We start from the raw sequence: 20,246 nt of genomic DNA on the forward strand, positions 1-20,246 counted from the left end.
TCGGCGGATCGCGCGCCAGTTCGCGCTTCAGTTCTTCGTCAAGCATCGACACGCTGATGCGCGCTTCGCGACCGAGGTTGATCGAAGCGACCAGCACCAGCAACACACCGAGCACTGCCAGCGCGGTCGGCAGGCCGTCGAAACGGTAGCCGGCGAACTGGTCGATCGCGATCGCCAGGCTGGTGCCGACGAAGGCGCTCATCGCGCCGTACAGCATCTGCAAAGCGCCCAGCACCAGTTTCGCGCGCGTCTGGTGGCGTTCGATCTTGCCTTCCAGGCGCAGGCGGATCGGCCCGTATTCGGTGCGCTGCAATTCGGCGATCTGCACACGCATGCGGTCGACCACGCGCGCCAGTCGTCCATTCGATGTTGCCAGCAGCGAACTGGTCGCGGTCAGGAAGAACGCCGGCGTGATCATCGCCGACACCACCGAATAGTGTTCCGCGCTGATGTTCAAGGGATTGGGCATGGGCAGCTAAACCGGTGCGGGTCCACGCTATGATGCCCCCGACCCCGCATCACGTGCGAGCCCGATGACCGCAGCGAACGCCGATTACCTGATCTGGATCGACCTGGAAATGACCGGGCTCGATCCCGACAGCGATTCCGTCATCGAGATCGCCACCCTGGTCACCGACCAGAACCTCAACATCCTCGCCGAAGGTCCGGAGCTCGCGATCCGGCACCCGCTCGAACGTCTCGAGGCGATGGACGAATGGAACCGCGGCACGCACAGCAAGTCCGGCCTCTGGGACCGCGTTCTCGCCAGCGAAGTGAACATGGCCCAGGCCGAGGCGCTGACGGTGGATTTCCTCACGCAATGGGTGCCGGCGGGGAAATCGCCGATCTGCGGCAATTCGATCTGCCAGGACCGGCGCTTCCTGGTCCGGCACATGCCCAGGCTCGAGCGCTATTTCCACTATCGCAATCTCGACGTGAGCACGCTCAAGGAACTCAGCCGGCGCTGGTCGCCGCAGATCCTGGCCGGGCTGAAGAAAGCCGGTGCGCATACGGCGCTGTCGGATATCCGCGAATCCGTCGCCGAGCTCGCTTACTATCGGCAACATATGGGCAGGCTCGGGGGCGAGTCGTCCTGAAGCATTCGAAACAGGGGCAGCGATGAGATTTTCCGCGACGATGGTGCTGGCGTTTCTCGGCTTGTGGGCGTCGTTCGCCAACGCCGCGAGCATGGACGAGAAGCCGCTGGCGACATATTCGCGCGAGGTCTGGACCACCCGCGACGGCCTGCCGCACAACCAGGTCAATGCCATTGCGCAAACCCGCGAAGGCTATCTGTGGTTCGCGACCTGGGAAGGCATCGTCCGTTACAACGGCCAGGAATTCCGCACTTTCGGGCGGCAGAACGTCCCCGAGATCAAGGACAACGGCATCCGCTCGGTGAGCGTCGGCCATAGCGGCAATCTCATCCTGGGTACGTCGCGCGGCGGCGTCAGCGTATTGCGCGGCGAGAAGTGGCAGAACTACACCACCGCCAACGGCTTGAGCCAGGACGAGACGATGGCGGCGATCGAGGATCGCGCCGGCCGGATCTGGGTCGCCACCGAAAGCGCCGGACTCAACCGCATCAGCAACGGCCAGGTGCGCGTGTTCAATCACAAGGATGGCATGCCCGACGGCGTGCTCTACACCTTGACCGAAGACGGCAATGGCGCAGTCTGGGTCGGTACCCGCGAAGGCCTGGTACGCGTCGAAGGCGAGCGCGTGCAACTGTTCGGACGCGCTCAGGGCCTGCCCGACGGCGCGATCTACAGCGTGCAACCGGCACCGCAGGGCGGCATGTACGTCGGCACCCAGCACGGCGTTTACGTCGGCGAAAACGGCCGCTTCAAGATTCTTGCGAAGGACTTTCCCGACGAAGCGATCCCGAGCCTGCAGGTCGATGGCAATGGCGAGCTGTGGATCGGTACGGTCAATCGCGGCCTGATGCGTTATGGCCAGAACGGTCTGGAAGTCTTCGACACGCAATCGGGGTTGCCCAACAATCGCGTGGCTTCGTTGTTTTCCGATCGCGAAGGTGGCATCTGGGTCGGCACCAATGCCGGCCTGCTGCGCTTCGCCGATACGCCGTTCGTGACGCTCGATACCCACAACGGTCTCAGCGACGACTACGTGCGTTCGGTGCTGCAGGGCAAGGACGGCACGATCTGGATTGGCACCGCACGCGGCCTCAACCGTTGGCGCGATGGCGTGGTTTCGCGCGCATCGGAAAGCGGTTCGACCGATCAGGTGCTGAGCCTGGAAGAAGATCGCGATGGCAGTCTCTGGGTCGGCATGTATTCGACCGGTCTGCAGCACTGGGTCAATGGCGTACCGGAAACTTCTTTCGCCGCGGGCACCGGTTTGCCCGGCAACCAGGTGCGCGCGATCAAGCAGACCAGCGACGGCGCGCTCTGGGTCGGCACATCGACCGGGCTGGTCCGGCGCTTCGCCGGCAAGGAGCAGGTGTTCACGCAGAAGGACGGCCTGCCGCGCGATTTCATCATCAGCCTGCACGAAGCCGCTGACGGCAAGCTCTGGGTGGGCACTGCGAATGGCGTTGCGTGGTTCGAGAACGGCAAGTTCCATGCCCTCGACATCAGCAAGCTCGAAGCGGCGCAAGATGTCTTCGGAATGCACGAGGACGCCGACGGCACGCTGTGGTTCGCCACCGACCGTGGCGTGGTGCGTTATCGCGATGGCAAGACAGCGATCCTCAGCGTACACAACGGCATGCCGATCGATACCGTCTTCCAGATGGTCACCGACAACTACGGCAACTTCTGGTTGACCTCCAATTCCGGCGTGATCTATGTCCGCCGCGATCAGGCCAACGCCGTGCTCGATGGCCGCAGCAAGACTCTGGATTACCAGCAGTTCGCCGAGGCCGACGGCATGGCCAGCGCGCAGTGCAACGGTGGTGCCGGCCCGGCCGCGTTGCGTGCGAAAGACGGCAGCATCTGGGTCGCAACCGCCAGCGGCGTGGCGATCGTGCAGCCTGACCAACTATCGCGTTACCAGCTCGCACCGCCGCCGGTGGTGATCGAAGGCATCCGCGTCGACGGCCACGACGCCAACGGAAAGCAGGAGCTGGTGCTGCCGCCGGGCACGCGCAAACTCGAGCTCGATTACGTCAGCCTCAGCTATCGCACGCCCGAACAGATCCGCTATCGCTACCGGCTGGAGGGTTTCGACAACAACTGGGTCGAGCGCAACCAGATGCGCAACGCGCAGTACACGAACCTTCCGCCCGGCCGCTACAAGTTCAAGGTCAGTGCCGCCCTGCGCGGCAGCGGCTGGAGCCCGGAAACGGCGACGCTTAATTTCGAGATCCAGCCGCGCTTCTATCAGCGACCGTGGTTCCTTCCGCTGGCGGGCCTGCTGCTGGCGCTGTTCCTTTACGGTCTTTACCGTGCACGCGTCGCCAACCTGGAAGCGCGCGAACGCGAACTCAGTTCGATCGTCGCCGATCGCACCCGCGACCTCAGTCTCAAGAACGACCAGCTCGAATACCTCAATCAGACCATCCGGCAGCAGTCGGAAGCTTTCGAAGTGCAGGCGCGTACCGATGCACTCACCGGATTGGCCAATCGCCGCAGCATGGATGAGACCCTGACAGTGGCGTTCAATGACGCCGCCGAGAAGAACGAGCCGCTGTGCTTTGGTCTGCTCGACATCGACCACTTCAAACGCGTCAACGACAACTTCTCGCATGACGTCGGCGACGCAGCCCTGCGCATCGTCTCGAAAGTCATGCTCGAGGAAATGGGTCGCGAAAACGTTGCCCGCTGGCGCGGCGACGAGCGCGTGGCACGCTGGGGTGGCGAGGAATTCGCCCTGCTTTTCCCCGGTTACGACATCGCGCAGGCCCGCGCCTGCGCGGAACGCCTGCGCCGCGCGATTGAGGCGGTCGACTGCAGCGCGTTCGCGCCGGGACTCAACATCACCGTCAGCATCGGCGTCGCCGAACGCACGGGCCTGGCCCACCACGAACGCCTGGTTTCGCGCGCCGACCAGAAACTCTACGAAGCCAAGAACGCCGGCCGCAACCGCGTCATGGTTTGATTTTTTTCGTAGGGGCGCTCACGAGCGCGATTATCGTTCTGCGGCTTCGATGCCAAATCGGGATCAACGCCTTGCTGGCAGCATAGGCGCGAGGCGCTACGGAATCTCGCCGGCCCCGGGCTGTTCCCGCCGCACCACATGCACTTCCTTGCTCTGCACGGGAATGCGGATGCCGAGCTCGGCGAAACGCGAATGAATGGTGTCGAGCAGTTCCGAGCGCGCGAAAGCGACATCGTCGGCAGCGACCCAGGCGCGCAGTTGCAGCGAGACGCGGGTGTCACCGAGTTCCATCACGAACGTTTCCGGCGCCGGCTGCGTCTTGACGCGGCGATTGTCGTTGGCGATGTGCAGCAAGCTGGTGCGTGCCGCCGCGATATCCGCGTCATAGCTCACGCCAAGGGTGATGTCGACGCGGCGTTCGCCGCGCACGTTGTAGTTGATGATCGGTGCGGCGGTGATCTGGCTGTTGGGCAGGATGATCGTGCGGTTATCGATCGTGTGCAGATGCGTCTGGAAAATACGCACGTTGTCGACCGTGCCCTCGAGCCCGGCGACCTGGACGAAATCGCCGGCGTGGAAGGGCCGCAGCACGATCAGCATCACGCCGGAGGCGATGTTGGACAGCGAATCCTTCAGCGCCAGACCGATCGCGAGGCCGGCGGTGCCGACGACCGCGAGCAGCGAGGCGGTGGGTACGCCGGCGAAGTCCAGCGCCGCGATCACTGCGACGACCACCGCGAACGCATAGGCGACGTTACGCAGGAAGCTGCGCAGGATCACTTCCACCTGCAGGCGCGTCATCAGGCGGTCGAGACCGCGCGCCCACCAGCGCGCCAGCCAGATGCCGATCAGCGCAATCGCCAGCGCGACGGCAAGGCGCGCCAGCCACTCGTGCGCCTCGGCCTGCGCGACCAGGCTGTCCAGGAACGGAAAGAAGCCGGCCGTCACTGGATCAGCCGGCCTTGATCTTGGCAAGACGCAGCCAGGTGTCGACGACGGTGTCGGGATTGAGCGACACCGACTCGATGCCTTGCTCCATCAGCCAGTCGGCGAGATCGGGATGGTCCGATGGGCCCTGGCCGCAGATGCCGACGTATTTGCCTTTCGCGCGCGCGGCCTGGATCGCCATCGACAGCAGTTTCTTGACCGCGGCATTCCGCTCGTCGAACAGATGCGCGACGATCGCCGAATCGCGATCCAACCCGAGCGTGAGCTGGGTGAGATCGTTGGAGCCGATCGAGAAACCGTCGAAGATTTCCAGGAACTCGTCGGCAAGCAGGGCGTTCGACGGCAGCTCGCACATCATGATGATTTTGAGGCCATTCTCGCCGCGCTTGAGGCCATTCTTCTCCAGCACTTCGATGACCTTGCGGCCTTCGTCGAGCGTGCGCACGAACGGGATCATGATCCAGCAGTTGGTCAGGCCCATGTCGTCGCGGACTTTCTTCACCGCGCGGCATTCGAGCGCGAAGCAGTCGCTGAAGCTCGGGTCGACATAGCGCGAGGCGCCGCGGAACCCGATCATCGGATTTTCCTCGTGCGGCTCGTACTGCGTGCCGGCGATCAGGTTGGCGTATTCGTTGGATTTGAAATCCGACAGACGCACGATCACCGTATGCGGCGCGAACGCCGCGGTGAGCGTGGCGATGCCTTCGGCGAGACGATCGACGTAGAAGCTGACCGGGTCGGCATAGCCGGCCATCAGCGGCTCGATCTGCGCCTTGATTTCCGCTGGCTGGTTGGCGTAATCGAGCAGAGCTTTCGGATGCACGCCGATCTGGCGGGCGATGATGAATTCCAGTCGCGCCAAACCGATGCCCTGATGCGGCAGTTGCGCAAAATCGAAAGCACGCTCGGGGTTGCCGACATTCATCATGATCTTGAGCGGCGCCGGCGGCATGTGTTCGAGGTCGGCGGTGATTTTTTCGAACGGCAACAGGCCCGAATAGATGAAACCGGTGTCGCCCTCGGCGCAGCTGACCGTCACCGGTTCGCCGTCCTTGATCTTGTCCAGCGCATCGCCGCAACCGACCACGGCCGGCACGCCGAGCTCGCGCGCGATGATCGCGGCGTGGCAGGTGCGGCCACCGCGGTTGGTGACGATCGCGGCAGCGCGTTTCATCACCGGCTCCCAATCGGGGTCGGTCATGTCCGCGACCAGCACGTCGCCCGGTTGCACTTTGCCCATTTCCGCGACGCTGCGGATCACGCGGGCGACGCCGGAGCCGATCTTCTGACCGATCGAACGACCTTCGACCAGCACCGGGCCGCGCGCGTTGAGCTGGTAGCGCTCGATCTGCGTGGCCTTGGCGCGCGACTTCACGGTTTCCGGACGCGCCTGCACGATGTAGAGCTTGCCGGTGACGCCGTCTTTGGCCCACTCGATGTCCATCGGGCGGCCGTAGTGTTGTTCGATCACCAGCGCTTGCCGCGACAATTCCTCGACGTCGGCATCGGTGATCGAGAAACGGTTGCGCAATTCGACGGGCGTGTCTTCGTTGCGCACGCGCTCGCCGGCGGCGGTCGAATAAACCATGCGGATCTGCTTGCTGCCCAGCGTGCGGCGCAGGATCGCCGGCTTGCCGGCGCGCAGTGTCGGCTTGTAGACGTAGAACTCGTCGGGATTGACGGCGCCCTGGACGACGTTTTCGCCCAGGCCGTAGCTCGAGGTCACGAACACGACATCGCGGAAACCCGATTCGGTGTCGAGGGTGAACAGCACGCCGGCGGCGCCGACATCCGATCGCACCATCAACTGCACGCCCGCCGACAGGAACACGTCTTCGTGCTTGAAACCGTGGTGCACGCGGTAGGCGATGGCGCGGTCGTTGTAGAGCGAAGCGAACACTTCCTTGATCTTGACCAGCACGTCGTCGATGCCGGTGACATTGAGGAAGGTTTCCTGCTGCCCGGCGAAACTCGCATCGGGCAGATCCTCGGCGGTCGCGGAGGAACGCACGGCGACGGCGATATCGCTGGCGCCGGCATCGCTGCACATTTTCTTGTAGCCGTCGCGGATCGCGGCATCGAGTTCCGGCTGCAGCGGCGAATCGATCACCCAGCGACGGATTTCGCCGCCGGCCTTGACCAATGCCGCGACATCCTCGACGTCCAGACCGGCGAGGCGGTCGTAGATGCGCTGGGTCAGGTTGTTGTGGGCGATGAATTGCGCGAACGCCGCTGCGCTAGTGGCGAAGCCGCCGGGCACCGAAACGCCGAGCTGGCTGAGGTTGCCGATCATTTCACCAAGCGAGGAGTTCTTGCCGCCGACCTGGGCGAGGTCGGTCAAACGCAGTTCGTGCAGCCAGAGGACGTGGGCGCTCAAGAGGGGCTCCGAGGGGGCAGGGCGATGGGCCAAGACCGCCATTATCCCGTCCCGGGCGAGGCAGGGACAAGCAATGCCTGCAATCGGCATGTCGATAGCGCGTTGAATGGAGAGCGTGGGGAATTCGCGGGTGGCGACGTCGTCCCGATCGCGTCCTTTTGCCGCCGAAGTCCGGGCACAATGCCGATTCCTTCGCCAAGCGCCTCCACATGAACCAGCCGCGCCCGGTTTTCTTCATCTCCGATGGCACCGGCATCACCGCCGAAACCATCGGTCACAGCCTGCTGACCCAGTTCGCCGGCGTGGATTTCGACACCACCCGCATCGCTTTCGTCGATACCGCCGACAAGGCGAGGGCGGCGGCCGAACAGATCGCGGCGGCCGGCCTGCGCTCGGGATTGCGGCCGATCGTGGTCAACAGCGCGGTCGATGCCGAACTGATCGCCCTACTGGGCGAGAGCGGCGGATTGATGCTCGATGTATTCGCGCCTTTTATCCTGCCGCTGGAGCAGGAGCTGGGCATGAAGCGCCAGGCGCGCGCCGGCCAGGCACATGGCCTGGTCGATTTCGCCGCCTACGAGTCGCGCATCAACGCCACCAACTACGCGCTGACCCACGACGACGGTGTCGATCTCGACTACGACGAGGCCGATCTGATCCTGGTTGGCGTCTCCCGCTCCGGAAAGACCCCGACCTGCCTGTACCTGGCGCTGCATTACGGCGTGAAAGCGGCGAACTATCCACTGACCGACGACGATCTCGAAAGCGAGGAGCTGCCCAAACGGCTCAAGGCGCACAAACGCAAGTTGTTCGGTCTGACCATCGATCCGGTGCGCTTGCAGCAGATCCGCAACGAGCGCAAACCCAATTCGCGCTACGCCACGATCGAGCAATGCCGCAAGGAAGTTGCACGCGCCGAAGCATTGTTCCGGGCGGTCGGTCTGCCGTCATTGAGCACGACGCATACCTCGATCGAGGAAATCGCCAGCAAGGTGCTGGCGCAGTTCGGCATCAAGAAACACATGTTCTGAAGGCACTGCAAGACCGGCGAAATCGCGTGCTAGCATCGAAGCATGAGCCTGATGAGCCGCCCATCCCTGCCGCGTTTCAGCCGCTTTGCCTGGCTGATGGGCTTGTATGGCGAGAATTACCAGCGGCTGCAGCAGCTGTTCGATTTCCCGCAATTGCAGCCTGGTGCCTATGTTTCGCAGGTGCCGGGCGGGCTCGATCTGCTGGTCGAGGTGCTGGAAGTGCATCCGTATACGCTGGAGCTGCGCCTGAGCTATCGCCTGCTCGATGCCCAGACCGGACAGCCGGATCCGTCGGCTTATGTGCGCATCTATCGCGATGCGCGTCAGGCTGAAGTCACGCATTGCTACGTTGGCCGACACTGGCAGGACGTGCTCGGCTGGCATCCGTCGGCCAAGGTGCTGTTCGGTCATCGCCTGCGGATGAACAGTTTTCTCAACAAATGGCTCGAGTATCTGGTCGGGCAGGGACACGCGCCGCAGACCTTGAAACCGCTCGCGCCGGAAGCCGAGTCGGAAGCGTCGGTGGTCTGCGCTTGACGGCCTTGGGGTCGGTCATTACAATTCCGCTTCTTCCTTCGGTGGGGCTATAGCTCAGCTGGGAGAGCGCTACAATGGCATTGTAGAGGTCATCGGTTCGATCCCGATTAGCTCCACCACTTAAGTTTCTGCGGCATCCGGCTTCAAACCAAACAGATTCAATCCAACAGTTTCAATGTCCCCATCGTCTAGAGGCCTAGGACATTACCCTTTCACGGTAGCGACCGGGGTTCGAATCCCCGTGGGGACGCCAAATCGCTTTAACGGCAATAAGAATCCCGGCTCCGGCCGGGCTTTTTGTTTGTGCAGTCTGGAATGACAGAGTGATTGCAGTCGGCAATCACGGGGGCTGTCATCCAGCCAACGGTCTGGGGCAACGCAGTGGATTTCACCATCACCGAATGGAGTGCTTTCGCTCCCGGATTGACTGACCGGCAGGCCTGGTTGGACTGGGCGCGAAACCCGGTGCTGCCGCAGGGCGACGATTCGCCCGCGCTCGCGGAAATGCCACCGATGCAACGTCGTCGCGTCGAGAAGCTGGGGCGCATGGCATTGCAGGTCGCGTACTGGTGCCAGTCGGCGGAAGCGGCAGGAATGCCGCTGGTGTTCGCATCGCGACATGGCGATCTTGGCCGCACCTACAGCATGTTGCAGGATTTGGCGCGTGGTGAAGCCTTGTCGCCGACCAGTTTCGGGCTCTCCACGCACAACGCGATCGCCGCGCAGTACAGCATCGCGCGCAAGCTCAGCGACAACTACCTCGCGGTATCGGCCGGCGCTGCAAGCGCCGAGGCGGCGGTTGTCGAAGCACTCGGATTGCTCGCCGACGGCGCAGCGGAAGTGCTGGTGGTGATGTACGACGGTCTCGTGCCGGAGCCATACGCGCAATTCGTCGACGAACCGGTTTGCGATTACGCCTGGACTTGGCGCCTTGCCCTGCCGGGCCCGAACGACGCACGGTTCTCGCTGACGATGGCACCGGAGCTCGCCACCGCCGCGACGACTCCCGCTTCACTTCCGCACGGACTCGAAGCCCTGCATTTCCTGCTTTCCGACCAGCCCGGCATGGATTTCAGCGATCCACCACGTTTCTGGCAGTGGCGTCGCCGTGTTTGAACGCATCAACCACGCCTGGCGCATCGTCGGCACCGGCCTGAGTTTTTTCAGTTTCGGATTGGGCGGCGTGCTCCTGCGTCTGCTGGTGTTTCCGCTGCTGACCTTGCTGGTACGCGATACGGAACAGCGCAGTCGTCGCGCCCGCGCGATCATCCGCTGGACCTTCGCTGGCTTCATGGACTTGATGCGCCTGCTCGGTGTGCTGACCTACGAAGTCCGCGGTCGTGAACGCCTGCAGCGCAACGGACTGCTGATACTGGCCAACCATCCGACGCTGATTGACGTGGTTTTTCTCGGCTCGCTGGTTGCCAATGCCGATTGCGTGGTGAAGTCGCGCCTGGCCCGCAATCCGTTCACGCGCGGCCCGGTCCGGGCTACGGGTTATATCTGCAACGACAATGGCGCTGGGCTGGTCGACGACTGCATCGCCTCGGTGCGCGGCGGCAAGAACCTGATGATTTTCCCCGAGGGCACCCGTACGCCTCGCATCGGCAAACCGCAGATGCAGCGCGGTGCGGCGAATATCGCTGTCCGTGGCGGCCTGGACATCACGCCGGTGGTGATCCGGTGCAGCCCGCCGACCCTTGGCAAAGGCGAGAAATGGTATTCTGTGCCTTCACGTCGTTTTCATATATCCATTGAGGTCCGCGAGGACATGCCGGTGGCCCCGTTCCTTGCCGGAACGACCGAGGCCCAGGCCGCCCGCAAGCTGACCGACCACCTGACTGTCTATTTCGATCTGGAGCGGGCCATTGCAAGCGCTTGAACTGGAAATCAAGGATCTCATCATCAGTTCGATGTCGCTCGAGGACACCCGACCCGAGGACATCGATTCGGCCGCGCCGCTGTTCAACGAGGGCCTGGGCCTGGATTCGATCGATGCACTCGAGCTCGGCTTGGCCCTGCAGAAAAAATACGGCGTGACCCTGTCCGCCGACTCCGAAGATACCCGGCGGCATTTCGCCAGCGTGCAGACGTTGTGCGCTTTCGTCGCGGCCAATCGCAAGCAGTGACGGCCGACGGGCCTGTTGAAGAAGAAAAGCTCATGGACAAGCAACAGCTATACCAGCGCATCGTCGACATCCTCCGGGACACCTTCGGCATCGAGCCCGAGCGCATCAGCCTCGAGGCCAAGCTGGGCGAGGATCTGGACATCGACAGCATCGATGCCGTCGATCTCATCGTGCAGCTCAAGCCGCTGATCGGCAGCAGCATCAAGCCGGAAGCGTTCAAGTCCGTCCGCACCGTGTCGGACGTGGTGGATGCCGTGCACGGCATGATGCACGCGGGCACCGAAACGCAAACCGGCGTTTAAGCATGCGACTGCGTACAGCCTTGCTCTGGCTGCTCACGCTCCTGTATCCGCTGGCGATCTATTTTGGCCTTGGCCATGTGCAGCCGCGCTGGCTGGCATTGCTCCTGCTGGGCATGGCACTGGTCCGCGCTGTCACCAGTCGCGACCGCCTCTGGCTCGCTGCCACCGCCGGTGCCGCGGTGCTCGTGCTTTTCAGCGTGCTCGGCAACGACGCGATGCCGCTCAAGCTCTATCCAGTGCTGGTCAATGCGGTGATGTTGACGGTGTTCGGCATCAGCCTGCGTCATCCACCGACCGTGATCGAACGCCTCGCGCGCCTGCAGGAACCCGAACTCTCTGCGCATGGCGTCGCATACACGCGCAAGGTCACCTGGGTCTGGTGCGGATTTTTCGTGCTCAACGGCAGCATCGCCCTGATCACCGCGCTGTGGTGCCCGGACAAGGTCTGGGCGCTATACAACGGACTGATCGCCTACGTGTTGATGGGCGTGTTGTTCGCCGGCGAATGGCTGGTGCGGCGGCGGGTGAAGGCAGCACAGGCGGCGCAGACGCATGGCTGAGTGGCTGCCGCTGTCGCGCCTGCTGTCCCCGCCCGGTGATGTCGCGACCCGCATCGTCGCGATCGGCGATGCCGGACACTGCGATTTCGCCGCGTTCCGGCAACAGGTGTCGCGCTGGCAAGCCATGTTTTCCTCGCGACCCGGACGCCGCATCGCGCTGCATTGCGAACACAGCCTGCCATTCGCCGCTGCGTTGTTCGGCGCCTGGCACGCCGGCAAGATCGTTTATCTGCCTGGCGACACGCTCCCAGCCACGCTCGAACGCATGTTGCCGATGGTCGATTATCTCGTCGGCGATCTTCCCGGCGCGCTCGGCAGCGATGACTTGCCCGAGGTCGCGCCAACGACGACGTTTTCGGCGCTCGACCCGGAAGCAACCCGGCTGGTGATCCACACCTCGGGCTCCAGCGGTGAGCCGGTGGCGATCGAAAAGAAACTACGGCAACTCGATGCCGAACTGCTCGCGCTCGAGCAGCGTTTCGGCACGATCGCCGGTGATGCGCACATCCACGGCACCGTCTCGCATCAGCATATCTACGGCCTGCTGTTCCGCGTGCTCTGGCCGCTGGCGGCGGGTCGGGCTTTCCATTCGCGACGACTGGCTTACCCCGAACAGATCGCGGCGACGATCACGTCCGCGCCGGCGATGCTGGTCGCGAGTCCTGCGCAGCTCAAGCGTCTTCCCGAGTCGATCGACTGGCGCGCCACGCGCTCGGCATTGCGCGCGGTGTTTTCTTCCGGCGGGCCGTTGCCTGCCGATGCCGGCGAAGCCGTCGAGAAACTCTGGCAGCAATGTCCGATCGAGGTCTTCGGCAGCAGCGAAACCGGCGGCATCGCCTCCCGTCAGGGCGCGGCGCAGGCGTGGTCGCCGCTGCCCGGCGTCGAGTGGCGCGTGCACGAACAAGCCTTGGAAATCCGCTCGCCGCATTTACCCGACCAGGACTGGTATCGCACTGCCGATCGCGCCGTGGCCGTCGAAGACGGATTCAATCTTCTCGGTCGCGCCGATCGCATCGTCAAGCTCGAGGAACGCCGCATCTCGCTGTCGGCGATCGAACAGCGACTGCTGGCCTCGCCGTTCCTGCAGGAAGTGCGTCTGCTCGTCCTCGCCGGTGAACGCGCGCTCGTCGCTGCCGTTGCCGTGCCCACACGCGAAGGCCACGACCTGCTTGCCTGCGAAGGAAGACTCGCGTTCTCGAAGCAATTGCGCGAATGGCTGGCTGGACACGTCGATGCCATCGCCTTGCCGCGACGCTGGCGTTTCGTCGATGCCTTGCCGGCCGATGCCCAGGGCAAGAGCAGCGAGGCGCGGCTCGCGCTGCTGTTCAAACCAATGCTGCCGACACCGGAATGGCTTGATCGCAGCAGCAAAACCGCCGCGCTTGAATTGGATGTCAACGCCGATCTCGCCGGTTTCGACGGCCATTTTCCCGCGATGCCGGTCCTGCCCGGGGTTGTATTGCTCGATTGGGCGATCAAGTTCGGTCGCGAAGCCTTCGCCATCGACGGTGCGTTCGCGCGCATGGATGTGCTCAAGTTTCAGTTGCTGGTGCGACCGGGCACGCGTCTGCATCTGCAGATCGATTGGCAGACGAGCGTCAATACGCTGGGTTTCCGCTACACCTCGCGGCATGGCACGCATGCCAGCGGACGCGTTCTGTTCCAGAACGCCGAAGCGGCGGTGACGGAATGAACGCCGATTTCAATGCCAGGAATTTTTCCGTGATCGTTGTGATCCCGGTCTACAACCACGAACACGCGATCACCGTGATGGTCGAGCGCGTACGTGCACAAGGCGTGCCCTGTCTACTGGTCGACGATGGTTCCGAGCCCGGTTGCGCACGCGTTCTGGCCGATCTCGCTGCCGCGCATTCTGATGAAGTCAGCCTGCTGCGTCTTGAGAAGAACCAAGGCAAAGGCGGAGCGGTGATGGCAGGGTTTCGCGAAGCCGCGCACCGCGGCTTCAGCCATGTGCTGCAGATCGACGCCGATGGCCAGCATGACCCCGCCGACATTCCCGGCTTCATCGCCGAAGCGCGCGAATTTCCGAACAGCGTGATTTCCGGCTGCCCGATCTACGACGCCTCCGTGCCCAAGGGTCGGCTGTACGGGCGCTATGCGACGCATGTCTGGATCTGGATCAACACGCTGTCGTTCGATATCCGCGATTCGATGTGCGGCTTCCGCGTCTATCCCTTGCCGGTGGTAATCGCCTTGATCGATTCGGTGACGATTGGCCGACGCATGGATTTCGACTGCGAAGTGCTGGTGCGCCTGCACTGGCGCGGCGTCGCCGTGCGCAATCGTCCGACGCGCGTGACCTATCCGCTCGATGGCGTCTCGCATTTCGACGTGCTGCGCGACAACCTGCGCATCTCGCGCATGCACGCCAAATTGTTCTTCGGCATGCTCGTGCGTTCGCCGCTGCTGCTGGCGCGCAAGGTCGGCATCGCATGAGCGCGTCGCGGCACTGGGCGGGCATCGGCGAGAGCACGTTCGTTGGCGGCGTGTGGTTTTTATTTGGCGTCTACCGCTTGCTCGGCCGCCTGCCGTTCCGTCTCTGCCTGTATCCGGTGGTGTTCTACTACTGGCTGACCCGCTCGACGGCGCGCCACGCTTCGCTCGAATATCTGGAACGTCTGCAGCAAAGCCAACAGGTGTTCGCGCAGGCGCCGGGCAAGCGCCAGAGCCTGCGGCATTTCGTCTGCTTTGCCGAAACTTTGCTCGACAAGATCCTCGCGATGAGTGGTCGCTATCGGCCGGAACATCTGGAGTTCGCCGACCAGGCGGCGATGACTGCAGCCGCCGGCAGCGGGCAGGGCGGGGTGATCCTTACCGCGCACATGGGCTGCCTGGAGTTGATGCAGGCTGCGGCGGTCAAGCGCGACGGTCTGCACATCACCATTCTCGTGCACACCGCGCATGCGCAACGCTTCAATCGCATTCTGGCCCGGCTCAACCCGGCTTCGCGCGTGCGCCTGATGCAGGTCACGGATTTCTCGCCGGTGACGGTGATGATGTTGGCCGATCGCGTCGCCGCCGGCGAGTTCATCGCGATTGCCGGCGATCGCGTACCGGTGAAGGGCGATCGCGTCGTGCGCGTGCCATTCCTCGGCCACGAAGCGCCGCTGCCGATCGGCCCCTACCTGCTGGCCTCCTTGCTGGCCTGCCCGGTATTCCTGCTCGGCTGCCTGCATCATGGCGATGGCTACCGTGTGCATTTCCAGCGACTGAGCGAGCGCGTCGATTTGCCGCGCGGCAAACGCGAGCAGGCGCTGAGTCTCTACGCCAGCGATTTCGCGCGCTGGGTCGAAAGCCTGCTGCGCACATCGCCTTACGACTGGTTCAACTTTTTCCCGTTCTGGGAGCAAATTCCCCATGCACAAGAACCCCACTGACATGACCTCCGTCACCATCGGCAGCGGCCGCCTGCGCATCGAAGACGTCGTCGGCCTCGCCCGACGCACGCATTCGCCGCACTTGAACGCGGACGGCGCATTCCGCGCGCGCATCACCCGCGGCGCCGAATTCGTCGATCGCCTGATAGCCGAGGATGGCGTCGTCTACGGCATCAGCACCGGTTACGGCGATTCGTGCACGGTGAACATTCCGCCGGCCTTGATCGCCGAGCTGCCGCATCACCTTTACACCTACCACGGCTGCGGTCTCGGTCGCTTCCTCGATGCAGAGGAAACCCGCGCCGTGCTCGCCACGCGCCTGGTCTCGCTGGCGCAGGGCGTTTCCGGCGTGAGCCTCGCTTTGCTCGAACAACTCGAGGCCTTGCTGCGCCACGATATTCTCCCGCGCATTCCCGCCGAAGGTTCAGTCGGCGCCAGCGGCGACCTGACACCGTTGTCGTACGTCGCGGCAGTGTTGTGCGGCGAGCGCGAAGTCGCTGTCGGCGGCGAGATCTTGCCGGCTGCCGATGCGCTCAAGCGCTTCGGTCTGCAGCCGCTGCACCTGCGGCCAAAGGAAGGGCTCGCGATCATGAACGGCACCGCCGTGATGACCGCGTTGGCCTGTCTGGCCTGGCAGCGCGCCGATTACCTGTCGCGGTTGTGCACGCGCCTGACCGCCTTCAACGTGCTCGCCAGCGCCGGCAATGCCCATCACTTCGATGAAGCTCTCTTCGCAGTCAAGCCGCATGCCGGGCAGCAGCGCATCGCCGCGCGTCTGCGCGCCGATCTCAACTGCGATCGCCCCTCGCGCAACGAACAGCGCCTGCAGGATCGTTACTCGCTGCGCTGCGCCCCGCATGTGGTCGGCGTACTCGAGGACGCGCTGCCGTTCTTCCGCGACACCATCGAGAACGAGCTCAACAGCGCCAACGACAACCCGATCATCGATCCCGATCTGGAGCTCGTCCTGCACGGCGGCCATTTCTACGGCGGCCATATCGCCTTCGCGATGGATTCGATGAAGAATGTCGTCGCCAACCTGGCCGATCTGATGGACCGGCAGATGGCCTTGCTGGTGGACGCGCGTTACAACCATGGCCTGCCGGCGAATCTTTCCGCCGCGACCGGCCCGCGCGCCGCGATCAATCACGGCTTGAAGGCCTTGCAGATCAGCGCCTCGGCCTGGACCGCGGAAGCACTGAAGCTGACGATGCCGGCTTCGGTGTTCTCGCGTTCCACCGAATGCCACAACCAGGACAAGGTCAGCATGGGCACGATCGCCGCGCGCGACTGCCTGCGCGTGCTTGAGCTTACCGAGCAAGTCGCCGCTGCCTTGCTGATCACCGCGCGCCAGGGCATCGCACTGCGCCAGCGCGTGCAAGCGAATCTTTCGATTGGCGACGATCTTGCGCAGATGTATGCCGATCTTTCCCAGCGTGTCCCGCTGATCGAGGAAGACCGCGCGCTGGATCGCGAATTGATCGGGCTGGTCGAGGCTATCCGCAACGAAAGCTGGGCGTTGTATGCGCGCTGATTTCAGCTGCGAAATCGAATTGTCGCCGGCTTTCCACGACCTCGACCCGATGGTCGTGGTCTGGCATGGCCACTACCTCAAGTATTTCGAGATCGCTCGCTGCGCGCTGTTGCAGCGCTTCAACTATGACTACCCGCAGATGCGCGATTCCGGCTACGTCTGGCCGGTGGTCGACCTGCGCACGAAATACGTGCGGCCGGCGCATTTCCAGCAGAAGATCGTGGTCCGCGCGCAGATCGTCGAATGGGAAAACCGCCTGAAGATTGAATACCAGATCCGCGATGCCGCCAGCGGACAGGTGTTGACCAAGGGCCACACCATCCAGGTCGCCGTGAAGGCCGACACCGGCGAGATGAGTTTCGTCTCGCCGCCGATCCTGTTCGAACGCCTCGGAATCGCCAACGCATGAATATGAAGATTTTCGCCCGAGTACTGCTCGCGTTACTGTTTGCGTTGACTGCCTGCAATGCGATTGCCGCGAGCCCCGCAGCAGCCGTGCCGGGCGTTGGCATTCGCGCCCGCCTTGTCGACACACCGGTGTTGCGCGGCAAGTTCGAGCAGGAAAAACACCTGCAGGGCTTCAGGAATCCGCTGTTGTCGAAAGGCGATTTTCTGCTCGCCCGCGATCGTGGCGTGGTCTGGAATACGCGTAGCCCGTTTCCCTCGGCGGTGGTGCTGACGAAACAGCGCCTGCTCAGCCGCGCCGCCGATGGCAGCACGCGCGACCTCGGCGGTCGTGGCGCTTCGCCAGCGGTCGCCACCGCCAACACCTTGTTGATGGCCTTGCTCGGCGGCAATGTTGAGATGCTGGGCAAGCAATTCGATCTCAGCGAAACCCTCGTCGCCGATGGCAGCTGGACGCTGGTGCTGGTGCCCAAACCGGGCCCGCTGCAGAAGATCTTCCGGCGCATCGAGTTGCAGGGCGACCGCCATGTGCGCAGCGTGCGCCTGGAAGAAGTCGCGGGTGATCGCACCGACATCCGCTTCCTCGAATTGCGCGACGCGCCCGTCAAGCTCGATGGCGCCGAGGCGAAACAGTTTGATTGACCAGCCCGCCAACGAAGCCCGCCTGCGCCGGATCTGGGCCTGGGCCGCATGGATATGGCTGGCGCTGGTGCTGGCGCTGGCCGTGCAGCAGATCCAGTTCTGGCGCACGCCCAAGATCGACAGCGATGTCCTCGCGCTGCTGCCTGGCGAGCAGCGCGATCCGCTGCTGGCGATTGCCGAGCGCCAAATCGTTGATGCCGCCACGCGCCAGGTTGTGGTGCTGGTGGGCAGCAGCGACTGGGATCGCACGCGTGCGGCGGCGCAGGCATTCGATGCCTCGCTGAAACAGCAATCAGCGAAGTTGAAAACACCTGCCGGCGATGCCGCGGCCGGCGCGGCGCTGGAATTCTATCGGCCGTTTCGCGATCGCCTGCTGACTTCCGCGCAACGCACGCAACTCGGCAGCAGCGATGCCTCCGAACTCGCCAGCCACGCGCTTTCGGATTTGTATGGCCCGATGGCGGGCTCGGGTCTGAGTCAGTGGCGCGCCGATCCGCTCGGTCTCTGGCCCGACTGGTGGCAGCAGCGTCTGGGTGCCGGCATCAGTCTGCGCGATGGTCTGCCGAGTGTTTCCAAGGATGGCGTCGAGTGGGCGATCCTGCATTTCGAAGCCGACACGCCGGCGTTCCAGCTCGATGGTCAGGCGCATCTGAAGAACGCGCTCGACAACGCCACTGCGAAAGTTCGCGCGCTTTCGCCCGATATCCACATCCTCCGCGCCGGCGTGCCCTTGCATGCCGAAGCCGCGGCGGTGCGTGCGAATTGGGAAATGAACACGATCGGCTGGGGCTCGCTGCTCGCGGTGATCGTGTTGATGTGGCTGGCGTTCCGCGGGCTGCGGCCGGTGTTGCTGGTCTCGCTGTCGTTGCTGGTCGGTTGCGCCGGCGGCATCGCCATCACCGTACTGGTATTCGGCAAGGTGCATCTGCTGACGATGGTGTTCGGCGCGAGTCTGGTTGGTGTCGCCGAAGACTACGGCATCCATTACTTCGCCTGCCGGCAAGGTCACCGCGATCTTTCCTCGCATGGACTGATGCGTTTCCTGTTGCCCGGTCTGGTGTTGGCGCTCACCACCAGCGCGCTTGCCTATCTCGCACTCGGCCTGGCGCCGTTCCCGGGCCTGCGACAGATGGCGGTGTTTTCCGCGAGTGGCCTGGTGGTCGCATTCCTCACCGTCGCCTGCTGGTTTCCGTGGCTCGATCGCGGCCCGCGACCGATCAGCCGCTTCGGCATGTGGATCGCCAACTCGCTCGATATCTGGCCGCGCTTCCGCAGCAACAGCGTCGTTGCCTGGTCGGCGGCGATTGCGCTGACGATATTCACCGCGATCGGTTTGTATCGCCTCGAAATTCACGATGACCTGCGCAGCCTGCAGAACTCACCGGCCGATCTGATCGCGCAGCAACGTGAGGTCAGCCAGTTGCTCGGCCTGCCGAGTCCAGCGCAGTTCTATCTGGTCAGCGGTGCGAGCGCGGAAGAAGTGCTGCGGCGCGAGGAAACGCTGAAGACGAAACTCGATTTGCTGGTCACGCAAGGCCAGTTGCACGGCTACAGCGCGGTGTCCGATTGGGTGCCGTCGCAGGCGCGCCAGCGCGCCGATGCGCAATTGAGCGCGCGCGTGGAAGGGCAGGTGCTGGCGCAGGTGTCGAGCGCGTTGGGCGAAAATCTGCAACGGCCGGCGTTCGCGACGACAAGCCTGCGTCTCGACGATTGGCTCAAGCATCCGGTGTCGCAGGCGCTGCGTTCACGCTGGCTGGGCGAACACGATGGTCGCTGGGCGAGCGTGTTGATGCTCGATGGCGTCGGACCGGCTTCGAATCTCGCGCTGTTTCATCAGCAGGCGCAGGCCGTGCCCGGCGTGCTCTGGGTCGATCGCACCGGCGAGATCTCGACGCTGCTCTCGCACTATCGCGCGATGATGGGCTGGTTGTTGCTTGCGGGCACGGTGGCGGTGGGGCTGGCGCTGCTCCTGCGTTATCGTCGTCTGGCCTGGCGTGCGTTGCTGCCGACACTGGTGGCGATTGTGCTCAGCGTTGCCGCGCTGGGCTGGTTGCATGAGCCTTTCCAGTTGTTCAGCGTGCTCGCCCTGTTGCTATTGCTCGGCATGGGCGTCGACTACGGCATCTTCCTGGTCGAGCACCAGGGCGACGGCGCGAGTTGGCTGGCGGTGTCGCTGGGCGCCGCGAGTACCTGGCTTGCGTTCGGCTTGCTGGCGCTTTCCGCCACGCCGGCGCTGCATGTCTTCGGCTTGACCATGCTCTTCGGCGTCAGCCTGGTGTGGCTGCTTTCTCCTTGTTTCCGACCTTTGGCGCCCATCGTGA

19 protein-coding genes and 2 tRNA genes are annotated in these 20,246 nt (G+C 63.8%); 18 read left to right on the top strand and 3 right to left on the bottom strand.

Going from position 1 to position 20,246, the window contains the following annotated elements; genetic code table 11:
• Nucleotides 1-469, bottom strand: a 469-nt coding sequence (locus tag VKM35_RS07125) for a DUF2721 domain-containing protein (RefSeq protein WP_324319835.1), incomplete at its 3' end; no start/stop codon positions are given.
• A 64-nt stretch (nucleotides 470-533) separates the two neighbouring features.
• Between VKM35_RS07125 and orn the strand changes: the two genes are divergently transcribed.
• Nucleotides 534-1,097 (top strand): oligoribonuclease, encoded by a 564-nt coding sequence (gene orn, locus VKM35_RS07130; protein WP_324319837.1) that lies wholly within the window; start codon nucleotides 534-536, stop codon nucleotides 1,095-1,097.
• A gap of 22 nt (nucleotides 1,098-1,119) precedes the next feature.
• Complete coding sequence (locus VKM35_RS07135) at nucleotides 1,120-4,062, top strand: two-component regulator propeller domain-containing protein (RefSeq protein WP_324319839.1); 2,943 nt, start codon at nucleotides 1,120-1,122, stop codon at nucleotides 4,060-4,062.
• Between the two features lie 96 nt (nucleotides 4,063-4,158).
• Here the strand turns inward: VKM35_RS07135 and VKM35_RS07140 are convergent, their stop codons facing one another.
• Both VKM35_RS07140 and ppsA read right to left on the bottom strand, forming a co-directional pair.
• The gene (locus VKM35_RS07140; protein ID WP_324319841.1) at nucleotides 4,159-5,010 is read right to left on the bottom strand and encodes a mechanosensitive ion channel family protein; all 852 of its coding nucleotides are present in this window, start codon (nucleotides 5,008-5,010) and stop codon (nucleotides 4,159-4,161) included.
• Between the two features lie 4 nt (nucleotides 5,011-5,014).
• A complete protein-coding gene (gene ppsA, locus VKM35_RS07145; protein ID WP_414636589.1) occupies nucleotides 5,015-7,429 on the bottom strand; it encodes a phosphoenolpyruvate synthase in 2,415 nt (804 codons plus the stop codon).
• A 167-nt stretch (nucleotides 7,430-7,596) separates the two neighbouring features.
• On the opposite strand from ppsA, the gene ppsR reads away from it, so the two are divergent.
• The 16 genes from ppsR to VKM35_RS07225 all read left to right on the top strand — a co-directional run.
• Nucleotides 7,597-8,418, top strand: a complete 822-nt coding sequence (ppsR, locus tag VKM35_RS07150; RefSeq protein WP_324319845.1) for a posphoenolpyruvate synthetase regulatory kinase/phosphorylase PpsR — start codon at nucleotides 7,597-7,599, stop codon at nucleotides 8,416-8,418.
• A 42-nt stretch (nucleotides 8,419-8,460) separates the two neighbouring features.
• Complete coding sequence (locus VKM35_RS07155; protein ID WP_414636590.1) at nucleotides 8,461-8,955, top strand: DUF1249 domain-containing protein; 495 nt, start codon at nucleotides 8,461-8,463, stop codon at nucleotides 8,953-8,955.
• Nucleotides 8,956-8,998: 43 nt separating this feature from the next.
• Nucleotides 8,999-9,074, top strand: a tRNA-Ala gene (locus VKM35_RS07160).
• A gap of 58 nt (nucleotides 9,075-9,132) precedes the next feature.
• Nucleotides 9,133-9,208 (top strand) — tRNA-Glu (locus tag VKM35_RS07165).
• Between the two features lie 128 nt (nucleotides 9,209-9,336).
• Nucleotides 9,337-10,071, top strand: coding sequence for a beta-ketoacyl synthase chain length factor (locus VKM35_RS07170; protein WP_324319848.1), 735 nt, complete (start codon nucleotides 9,337-9,339; stop codon nucleotides 10,069-10,071).
• A complete protein-coding gene (locus VKM35_RS07175; RefSeq protein ID WP_324319850.1) occupies nucleotides 10,064-10,837 on the top strand; it encodes a lysophospholipid acyltransferase family protein in 774 nt (257 codons plus the stop codon). Before VKM35_RS07170 ends, VKM35_RS07175 begins: the two co-directional genes overlap by 8 nt.
• Nucleotides 10,824-11,084: a phosphopantetheine-binding protein gene (locus VKM35_RS07180; protein ID WP_324319852.1), complete on the top strand. Its 261-nt coding sequence runs from the start codon at nucleotides 10,824-10,826 to the stop codon at nucleotides 11,082-11,084. The genes VKM35_RS07175 and VKM35_RS07180 overlap by 14 nt, the downstream gene beginning before the upstream one ends.
• Before the next feature lie 32 nt (nucleotides 11,085-11,116).
• Nucleotides 11,117-11,386 carry an acyl carrier protein gene (locus VKM35_RS07185; protein WP_324319854.1) on the top strand — a complete coding sequence of 90 codons (270 nt, stop codon included), beginning with the start codon at nucleotides 11,117-11,119 and terminating at the stop codon, nucleotides 11,384-11,386.
• A 2-nt stretch (nucleotides 11,387-11,388) separates the two neighbouring features.
• Entirely contained in the window at nucleotides 11,389-11,946 is a 558-nt protein-coding gene (locus tag VKM35_RS07190; protein WP_324319856.1) for a hypothetical protein, read from the top strand.
• Nucleotides 11,939-13,639 (top strand): AMP-binding protein, encoded by a 1,701-nt coding sequence (locus VKM35_RS07195; RefSeq protein WP_324319858.1) that lies wholly within the window; start codon nucleotides 11,939-11,941, stop codon nucleotides 13,637-13,639. The genes VKM35_RS07190 and VKM35_RS07195 overlap by 8 nt, the downstream gene beginning before the upstream one ends.
• Nucleotides 13,636-14,403, top strand: a complete 768-nt coding sequence (locus VKM35_RS07200; RefSeq protein ID WP_324319860.1) for a glycosyltransferase family 2 protein — start codon at nucleotides 13,636-13,638, stop codon at nucleotides 14,401-14,403. Before VKM35_RS07195 ends, VKM35_RS07200 begins: the two co-directional genes overlap by 4 nt.
• On the top strand, nucleotides 14,400-15,344 hold the full coding sequence (locus tag VKM35_RS07205; protein WP_324319862.1) for an acyltransferase: 945 nt from the start codon (nucleotides 14,400-14,402) through the stop codon (nucleotides 15,342-15,344). Before VKM35_RS07200 ends, VKM35_RS07205 begins: the two co-directional genes overlap by 4 nt.
• 1 nt (nucleotide 15,345) lies before the next feature.
• Complete coding sequence (locus VKM35_RS07210) at nucleotides 15,346-16,878, top strand: aromatic amino acid ammonia-lyase (RefSeq protein ID WP_324319864.1); 1,533 nt, start codon at nucleotides 15,346-15,348, stop codon at nucleotides 16,876-16,878.
• On the top strand, nucleotides 16,868-17,287 hold the full coding sequence (locus VKM35_RS07215) for a thioesterase family protein (protein WP_324319866.1): 420 nt from the start codon (nucleotides 16,868-16,870) through the stop codon (nucleotides 17,285-17,287). Before VKM35_RS07210 ends, VKM35_RS07215 begins: the two co-directional genes overlap by 11 nt.
• Nucleotides 17,284-17,925, top strand: coding sequence for an outer membrane lipoprotein carrier protein LolA (locus tag VKM35_RS07220; protein ID WP_324319868.1), 642 nt, complete (start codon nucleotides 17,284-17,286; stop codon nucleotides 17,923-17,925). The genes VKM35_RS07215 and VKM35_RS07220 overlap by 4 nt, the downstream gene beginning before the upstream one ends.
• On the top strand, nucleotides 17,918-20,246 hold a 2,329-nt coding region (locus VKM35_RS07225; protein ID WP_324319870.1), incomplete at its 3' end, for an MMPL family transporter. The genes VKM35_RS07220 and VKM35_RS07225, both read left to right, overlap by 8 nt.

The organism is Arenimonas sp., from assembly GCF_035312645.1.
In the GTDB taxonomy this organism is placed as follows: domain Bacteria; phylum Pseudomonadota; class Gammaproteobacteria; order Xanthomonadales; family Xanthomonadaceae; genus Arenimonas.

Excerpts from the sequence above, each read along its gene's own strand:
- VKM35_RS07210 (WP_324319864.1), top strand. The coding sequence starts at position 15,346 with ATGACCTCCGTCACCATCGGCAGCGGCCGCCTGCGCATCGAAGACGTC.
- ppsA (WP_414636589.1), bottom strand. The coding sequence starts at position 7,429 with ATGGCGGTCTTGGCCCATCGCCCTGCCCCCTCGGAGCCCCTCTTGAGC.
- VKM35_RS07190 (WP_324319856.1), top strand. The coding sequence starts at position 11,389 with ATGCGACTGCGTACAGCCTTGCTCTGGCTGCTCACGCTCCTGTATCCG.
- VKM35_RS07155 (WP_414636590.1), top strand. The coding sequence starts at position 8,461 with ATGAGCCTGATGAGCCGCCCATCCCTGCCGCGTTTCAGCCGCTTTGCC.
- VKM35_RS07205 (WP_324319862.1), top strand. The coding sequence starts at position 14,400 with ATGAGCGCGTCGCGGCACTGGGCGGGCATCGGCGAGAGCACGTTCGTT.
- VKM35_RS07135 (WP_324319839.1), top strand. The coding sequence starts at position 1,120 with ATGAGATTTTCCGCGACGATGGTGCTGGCGTTTCTCGGCTTGTGGGCG.
- ppsR (WP_324319845.1), top strand. The coding sequence starts at position 7,597 with ATGAACCAGCCGCGCCCGGTTTTCTTCATCTCCGATGGCACCGGCATC.
- VKM35_RS07195 (WP_324319858.1), top strand. The coding sequence starts at position 11,939 with ATGGCTGAGTGGCTGCCGCTGTCGCGCCTGCTGTCCCCGCCCGGTGAT.
- VKM35_RS07215 (WP_324319866.1), top strand. The coding sequence starts at position 16,868 with ATGCGCGCTGATTTCAGCTGCGAAATCGAATTGTCGCCGGCTTTCCAC.
- VKM35_RS07220 (WP_324319868.1), top strand. The coding sequence starts at position 17,284 with ATGAATATGAAGATTTTCGCCCGAGTACTGCTCGCGTTACTGTTTGCG.
- VKM35_RS07185 (WP_324319854.1), top strand. The coding sequence starts at position 11,117 with ATGGACAAGCAACAGCTATACCAGCGCATCGTCGACATCCTCCGGGAC.
- orn (WP_324319837.1), top strand. The coding sequence starts at position 534 with ATGACCGCAGCGAACGCCGATTACCTGATCTGGATCGACCTGGAAATG.
- VKM35_RS07200 (WP_324319860.1), top strand. The coding sequence starts at position 13,636 with ATGAACGCCGATTTCAATGCCAGGAATTTTTCCGTGATCGTTGTGATC.